This is a genomic window from Pseudonocardia sp. EV170527-09, from assembly GCF_008369905.1.
Classification (GTDB): Bacteria; Actinomycetota; Actinomycetes; order Mycobacteriales; family Pseudonocardiaceae; genus Pseudonocardia.
In genome coordinates, this window is the sequence record NZ_VRMC01000145.1 from 1 (window position 1) to 7516 (window position 7516).

2 protein-coding genes are annotated in these 7516 nt (G+C 78.1%); both read right to left on the reverse strand.

Annotated features, from left to right (window positions below; genetic code table 11):
- Positions 1–683: beta-ketoacyl synthase N-terminal-like domain-containing protein (locus FVA95_RS26740; RefSeq protein ID WP_149666595.1), on the reverse strand; the 683-nt coding region annotated here is incomplete at its 3' end.
- On the reverse strand, positions 683–7402 hold the full coding sequence (locus FVA95_RS26745) for a type I polyketide synthase (protein WP_149666596.1): 6720 nt from the start codon (positions 7400–7402) through the stop codon (positions 683–685). The genes FVA95_RS26740 and FVA95_RS26745, both read right to left, overlap by 1 nt.
- Between the last annotated feature and the right edge of the window lie 114 nt (positions 7403–7516).

A 7516-nucleotide genomic window follows, 5' to 3' on the forward strand; every position in this document is an offset into this window, starting at 1 on the left:
AGACCGCACTCACCCGCCCGCAGCGCCTGCGCCGCCAGGTGCATCGACACCAGCGACGACGAGCAGGCGGTGTCCACCGTGACCGTGGGGCCCTCGAGGCCGAGCTCGTAGGACAGCCGCCCGGAGACGGCGCCGGCGGCGATCCCGGTACCGATGTCGCCGGTGGCGTCGTCCATCGAGCGGATGAGCAGGTGCGCGTAGTCCTGGCCGTTGGTGCCCACGTAGACGCCGGTGCGGCTGCCGCGCAGCGTGGACGGGTCCAGCCCGGCGCGTTCGAAGGTCTCCCAGGCCAGCTCCAGCAGCAGCCGCTGCTGCGGGTCCATGGTGACTGCCTCGCGCGGGGAGATCCCGAAGAAGCCGGGGTCGAAGTCGGCGACCCCGTCGAGGAACCCGCCCTGCAGGCTGACCTCGGTGCCGCGGTCGTCGACGGTCCCGGCGTGCAGGGCGTCGAGGTCCCAGTTGCGGTCGGTGGGGAACCCGCCCACGGCGTCGCGGCCGGAGTCGACGAGCTGCCAGAGCTCGTCCGGGTCGGTGACACCGCCCGGGAAGCGGCAGCCCATGGCGACGATCGCGACGGGCTCGTTCGACGCCGCCCGCAGGTCCCGGTTCTGCCGGCGGAGCCGCTCGGTCTCCTTGATCGATGCCCGCAGGGCGACGACGACCTTCTCCGAGGGGGTGCTCATCAGGTCAGCTCCATCAGTTCTGCGACGGGTCGGACAGGTCGTCGAGTGCGGCCCGTACCAGGTCGTCCACGGACATCGAGTCGATCTCGGGGTCGGTTCCGGAGCCGTCGGCCCCGGTCGGGGTGTGGCCGTTGCCATCGCTGTTGCCATGGCCGTTGCCGTGGCCGTTGCCGTGGGCCCCGGGGGTGGCCGTTGCCGTCGCCGTCGCCCCGGGGGTCGACGTGACCGGGCGTGCCGTCGGCGGCCAGCGCGAGCAGGGCGTCGAGCAGCCCGGCGTCGCGCAACCGCTCCAGCGGGAGCCCGGTGAGGGCGGCCCGCACCGCCGTCTCGGCCGTGCCGCCGGTGTCCGGCACCGCGGTGCCGGACGGGTCGCCGGTCAGTCCGGCGAGCACGTGCTCGGCGAGTGCCTGCGGTGTCGGGTGGTCGAACACCAGCGTCGCGGGCAGCGTCAGGCCGGTCGCCGCCGAGAGCCGGTTGCGCATCTCGACGGTGGCCAGTGAGTCGAAGCCGAGGTCCCGGAAGGGTCGGTCGGCGCCGACCCCGCTCGCGTCGTCGCGGCCGAGCACGCCGGCCGCGATCTCGCGGACCGTCTGGAGCACCGCGTCGAGCCGGGCCGCCGCGGGCAGCGCCAGCACCCGCTCCCGCAGCGCGTCCACCGGCGGGGTTCCCGGAGCCGTGCCGCGCCCGGCGGCCGTGTCGGCACCGGGCATGTCCCGCAGCAGCGCCGTGGCCCGGGGGCCGGGCGCCGCCGGGCCCTCCACCGCGACGACGACGGCGTTGTCGGCGCTCTCGGCGACGAGCTGGCGCAGCACGGTGCAGGCCCGGCCGGGGTCGAGCGCGCCGAGCCCGGCCCGGCGGGCGTGCTCGGACGCGTCGGCTCCCTGCGCCATGCCCCCGCCCGCCCAGGCACCCCAGGCGATCGAGGTGCCCGCGGCGCCGCGGGCCCGCCTGCGGGCGGCGAGCGCGTCGAGCACCGCGTTGGCCGCGGCGTAGTTGGCCTGGCCGGGGTTCCCGACCGCCGAGGACGCCGAGGAGAACAGCACGAACGCGTCCAGGTCGCCGGCGAGCTCGTCGAGCAGCAGCGCCGGGGCGACCTTGGCGTGGAACACCTCGGTGAACCGGTCGGGGGTGAGCCGGTCGAGGACGCCGTCGTCGAGCACACCGGAGGCGTGGACGACCCCGGTGAGCGGGTGCTCGTCCGGGATCGCGGCGAGCACCGCGGCCAGCCGGTCGCGGTCCGCCGCGTCGCCGGCGACGACCTCGGCGTGTGCGCCGAGCCCGGCCAGCTCCGCGGTCAGCTCCGCGGCGCCCGGGGCGTCCGGGCCGCGGCGGCTCAGCAGCACCAGCCGGCGGGCGCCGGCCCGGGCCAGGTCGCGGGCCACGTGCCCACCCAGTGCACCGGTGCCTCCGGTGACCAGCACGGTCCCCCGTGGCTCCCACGTCGTGGCGGGACGCGGCGCGGGTGCGGGCAGCAGCCGCCGCCCGTACAGGCCGTGCGGGCGGACCGCGAGCTGGTCCTCGCCGTCCCGGCCGGTGAGCGCGGCGGCGAGGCCGCGCACGGTCCGGGCATCGGTGGCGGGCCCGAGGTCGACCAGGCCGCCCCACCGGTCCGGGTACTCCATGGCCGCGACCCGGCCCAGGCCCCAGACGGCGGCGGCACCGAGGTCGTCCCCGACCGGGTCGTCGGCGGCGACCGAGACCGCGCCGCGGGTCAGCACCCACAGCGGTGCGGTGACCCCGGCGTCGCCGAGCCCCTGCAGCAGCGTCGTCACCCGGGCGGCCGCGGCCGGCCCGCCGTGCGGGTCGGCCGGGCCGGGCAGGGCGAGGACACCGTGCAGGGTCGCGGCTCCGGTCGCGGCGACCAGACCGGCGACCTCGGTGCGGTCCGCGTCCGCGGCGACCGAGGTCCACACCGGCTCGATCCCGGTGGCCGCGGCCAGGTCCGCGACCAGCCCGGCGTCCGGGCCCGCGGGATCCCCGACGACGAGCCAGGGCTCGCCGGGAACCGGGTCGCGGCCGGTCACCGGCCGCCAGCCGATCCGGTGCCGGACCGCGTCGAGCGCGTCGGCCTCCCGGCGGCGTTCCCGCCAGCCCAGCAGGCCGGGCAGGACCTGGGCGAGGGCGTCGGCGTCGACGTCGAGCTCGTCCGTGGCGTGGTCGCCGGAGAGCAGGTCCCACAGCTCGTCCCCGGCGCCGTCGTCCGGGCCGGGCCGGGCGGCCGCTGCGGGGGTCGCCGCGGTGGTGCTCCAGTAGCGCTCGCGCTGGAACGGGTAGGTGGGCAGGTCGACGCGCCGGGCCGGGACCCCGGCGAAGACGCCGGCCCAGTCCACGGCGGCGCCGCGCACGTGCAGCCGGGCGAGCGCGCCGAGCAGGGACTCCTCCTCGTCGTGGTCGCGGCGCAGCGCCGGGACCGCGACCGGGTCGCTGGCCGCGCCGGTGCCGAGCTCGCCGATCAGCGACGACAGCGACCCGTCCGGCCCGAGCTCGAGCACGGTGCGGGCACCACGCGCGGCGAGGGTCGCGGCGGCGTCGGCGAACCGGACGGTGTCGCGGACGTGGGCCACCCAGTGGGCGGGGGTGTGCACCGGCCCGGTGCCGGTGCCGTCGGCGGTGACGACCGGGATACGGGGCCGGTTCCAGGTCAGCGACGCGGCGACGGCGCCGAACTCCTCGAGCACCGGGTCCATCAGCGCCGAGTGGAACGCGTGGGACACGACCAGCTCGCGGTGCCGCCAGCGGCCGGCGACGGCGAGGACCGCCTCCCGGGGGCCGGCCAGCACGACCGACTCCGGACCGTTGACCGCGGCGACCGCGACGGTGTCCGCCGGGTCACCGGTGAGGTGCGCGCGCACCTCGTCCTCGCCGGCGCGGACCGCGACCATCGTGCCGCCGCGGGGCAGTGCCTGCATGAGCCGCGCCCGGGCCGAGACCAGGGTGCAGGCGTCGTCGAGGTCGAGCACGCCGGCCACGTGGGCGGCGGCGAGCTCGCCGACCGAGTGCCCGGCCAGCAGGTCCGGGGTGACCCCCCAGGACTCGACCAGCCGGTACAGCGCCACCCCGACCGCGAACAGCGCGGGCTGGGCGACGCCGGTCTCGGCGAGCGCGTCCGGGTCGTCGCCCCAGAGGGCGTCGCGGACGCCGTCGGGCATCCGGTCGAGGACCGCGTCGAACGCGTCGGCGAAGACGTCGAACCGGGCGTGCAGCTCGCGTCCGACGCCGAGGCGCAGCGCGCCCTGGCCGGGGAAGACCATCGCGAGCCGGCCGGTGCGGGTGACCTCGCCGGACACGACGTGCCGGGCCGGGGACCCGGTGGCCAGCGCGTCGAGGCCATCGAGGAGTGCCCCGCGGTCGGCGGCGAGCACCACCGCGCGGTGCTCGAACGCGGCCCGCCCGGTCGCGGCGGAGAACGCGATGTCGGCCGGGACGGCGCCGTCGCGGGCGGCGACGGCGCGCAGCGCGGACGCACGGGCCCGCAGCGCCGCCGGGGTGCGGGCCGAGACCGGGACCGGGAGCAGGGTGCGGGCCACCGGCGCCTCCGGGGCGGGTGCGGGGGGCTGTGGCGCGGCCTGTTCCAGCACGACGTGGGCGTTGGTGCCGCTGGCGCCGAACGAGGAGACCGCGGCCCGGCGCGGGCGGCCGGTCTCCGGCCATGCCTGCGGAGCGGGCACCAGCCGGACCGCGCCGGAGGACCAGTCCACCCGCGAGGTCGGGGTGTCCGCGTGCAGCGAGCCGGGCACGGTGCCGTGCTGCATCGCCATGACCGTCGCGATCACCCCGGCGACGCCGGAGGCCGCCTGGGTGTGGCCCAGGTGGGACTTCACCGCGCCGAGCAGCAGGGGGTGCTCGCGCTCGCGGCCGTAGGTGGCCAGCAGCGCCTGGGCCTCGATCGGGTCGCCGAGCCGGGTGCCGGTGCCGTGGGTCTCCACGACGTCGACCTCGTGCGCGGCGAGCCCGGCCGCGGCCAGCGCGCGGGTGATCACGCGCTGCTGGGCGGGTCCGCTGGGGGCGGTGAGCCCGTTCGAGGCGCCGTCGGAGTTGATCGCCGAGCCGCGGACGAGGCCGAGCACACGGTGCCCGAGCCGGCGTGCGTCCGACAGCCGTTCGAGCACCAGAACACCGGCGCCCTCGGCCCAGGCGGTGCCGTCGGCGTCCTCGGCGAAGGGCTTGCAGCGCCCGTCCGGGGACAACGCGCCCTGGGTGCTGAACTCGACGAACCCGACCGGGGTCGACATCACGGTGACACCACCGGCCAGTGCCGCGGTGCACTCGCCGGTCCGCAGGGCCTGTGCCGCGAGGTGCAGCGAGACCAGCGACGACGAGCAGGCGGTGTCCACCGACACCGTCGGGCCCTGCAGGCCCAGGGTGTAGGCGACCCGTCCGGACAGCAGGCTCGCCGACTGCGCGGTCTGCCACTCCTGGCCGTAGGTGTCGGCGGAGACGCGGTACTCGCCGCTGCCACCGCCGATGAACACGCCGGTGTCGGAGCCGCGCAGCACCGACGGGTCGATGCCGGCTCGTTCCAGGGCCTCCCAGCAGGTCTCGAGCACGATCCGCTGCTGCGGGTCCATCACCACGGCCTCGCGCGGGGAGACGGAGAAGAAGTCCGCGTCGAACCCGGCGACGTCGTGCAGGAACCCGCCGCGGCGGGTGACGCTGGCGAGACCGTCCAGGTCCCAGCCGCGGTCGGTGGGCATGTCCCCGGTCGCGTCGACCCCGTCGCGCACGAGCTCCCACAGGTCCTCCGGCGAGGTGACCCCGCCCGGGTACCGGCAGGCCATGCCGACGATCGCGATCGGCTCCCCCGCGGCCGCGGCGGCCGGTGCGGGCGCTGCCGCGGCGGCGACGGTCGCACCGCCGAGCTCGGCGAGGAGGTGCCGCGCCAGCTCGGCCGGGGTCGGGTGGTCGAACACGAGCGATGCGGGCAGTGCCAGCCCGGTCGCCGCGCCGAGCCGGTCCCGCAGGTCGACGGCGGTGAGCGAGTCGACGCCCAGGTCCCGGAACGGGACGTCGCGGTCGACCGCGGCCGGGTCGTCGTGACCCAGCACGCGGGCGGCGACGGCGCACACCATCTCGGTCAGCTCCGCGGCCCGGGCGCCCTCGGGGAGGTCGGCGAGGCGCGCGCGCAGCGCACCGTCGTCGCCGGTGCCGGGCCGGTCGGCGAGGGCGGCCTCGGGCAGCAGGGCCAGCAGCCCGTCCGGTCCGCCCTGGGCCAGGGTCGGCGCGAGCCGCTCCCAGGCCACGTCGGCGACGACCTCCTCCGGTCCGCCGCCGGCGACGGCGGCCGCCAGCGCGGCGAGCGCGGTGTCCGGCTCCAGCTCGGGCAGCCCGTGCAGCCGCAGGTGCGCGGCCACGTCGGCCGTCGACGAGCCCGTCCACGGCCCGAACGCGACGGCGGTGGCGGGCAGGTCGCGCGCCCGGCGGGCGCGGGCCAGCCCGGCGGCGCGGGCCCCGGCGGCGGCCTCGTCGGCCCGGCCGCGGACGTGCCAGGTGCCGGCGACCGAGCCCAGCATCACGAACGCGGTCAGCTCGTGGTCCGCGACGAGCGCGTCGAGCTCGGCGGGGGTCCAGCGGGCGTCCGGTCCCCCGCCGTGCACGACGGCGGTGACCTCCGCGGGCACCCCGTCGCCGTGGCCGAGGACGGTCACCTCGGTCCCGGCGGGGTCGAACCCGGTGCCGGGCGCGTCGGTGAGCAGCAGTGCCCGCGCACCGGCGGCGGCCAGCGCCGTCAGCACCCGGGGGTCGGTCCCGTCGGCGAGGACGGTCGCGCCGGTGACCCACCCGGTGGACCCGCCGGGCGCACCGCCCGGGACGCGGACCAGGCGCCGGGCGTGCACCCGGCCGTCGCGGATCGCGAGCTCGCCGGGGCCCGCCGTGCGCGGCAGGTCCACCGCGGTGGCGGGGTCGGCGGTCCCGGCGGTCCCGGTGGGGAGGTCGACCCGCACCACGGTGCGTTCCGGGTGCTCCCGGGCGGCGACCGCCGTCCGGGCCCAGCGGTCGGCCTGGTCGGTGTCGCCCTGCTCACCGTCCAGGGCGACGGCGCCGCGGGTGAGCACCCAGAGCGCGGCCCGGGAGCCGGCGTCGTCCAGAGCCGCGAGCAGCGCGGCCGGGTCCGGGGCGTCCACCGCGCCGAGGTCGAGGAGGACCCGTCGTGCGGCGGCGAGGGTGTCGGGGTCGGCATCCGCGGGCACCGTCTCCGGCCCGGTGGGTGCCGTCGGGACGTCCACGACCGGCCACTCGACCCGGTAGCGGGTCGCGGCGGCGGCGTCACGGGTCCGGCGGCGGCGTCGCCACGAGCCCAGCGCGGGCAGGACGGCGTCGACGGTGTCGCCGTCGAGGCCCAGCTCCTCGGCCACCCGGTCCCGGTCGGACCGTTCGACGGCCGACCACAGCTCGGTCTCGGCCGGGTCCGCGGCACCGGGTGCCGCGCCGGCGGCGATCGTCGCCGGCCAGTACCGCGTCCGGCGGAACGGGTAGGTCGGCAGGTCGGCGCCGGGGCCCTCGCCCAGCGGCCAGCCGCTCCAGTCGACGTCGGTGCCAGCGGTGTGCAGCCGGGCCAGCGCGACCGCGAGGGTGTGCTCCTCGTCGCGGTCGCGGCGCTGCACCGGCACGACGGTGACGTCGTCGGCGACCGCGGCGAGCGCGGCGTCCGGGCCGACCTCGACGAACGTCGTCGCCCCCGCGGCCCGCAGCGCGGTGACCGCGTCGGCGGGCCTGTGCAACGAACGGTGGTTCCGGCCCGACACGCCGGACCTCAGCGTCCGGCGGGATGGGCACTGTGAGTGATGACATCAGACCCTATGGGCTCTGCTGAGAACGAGACGGGTTCGGGTCGG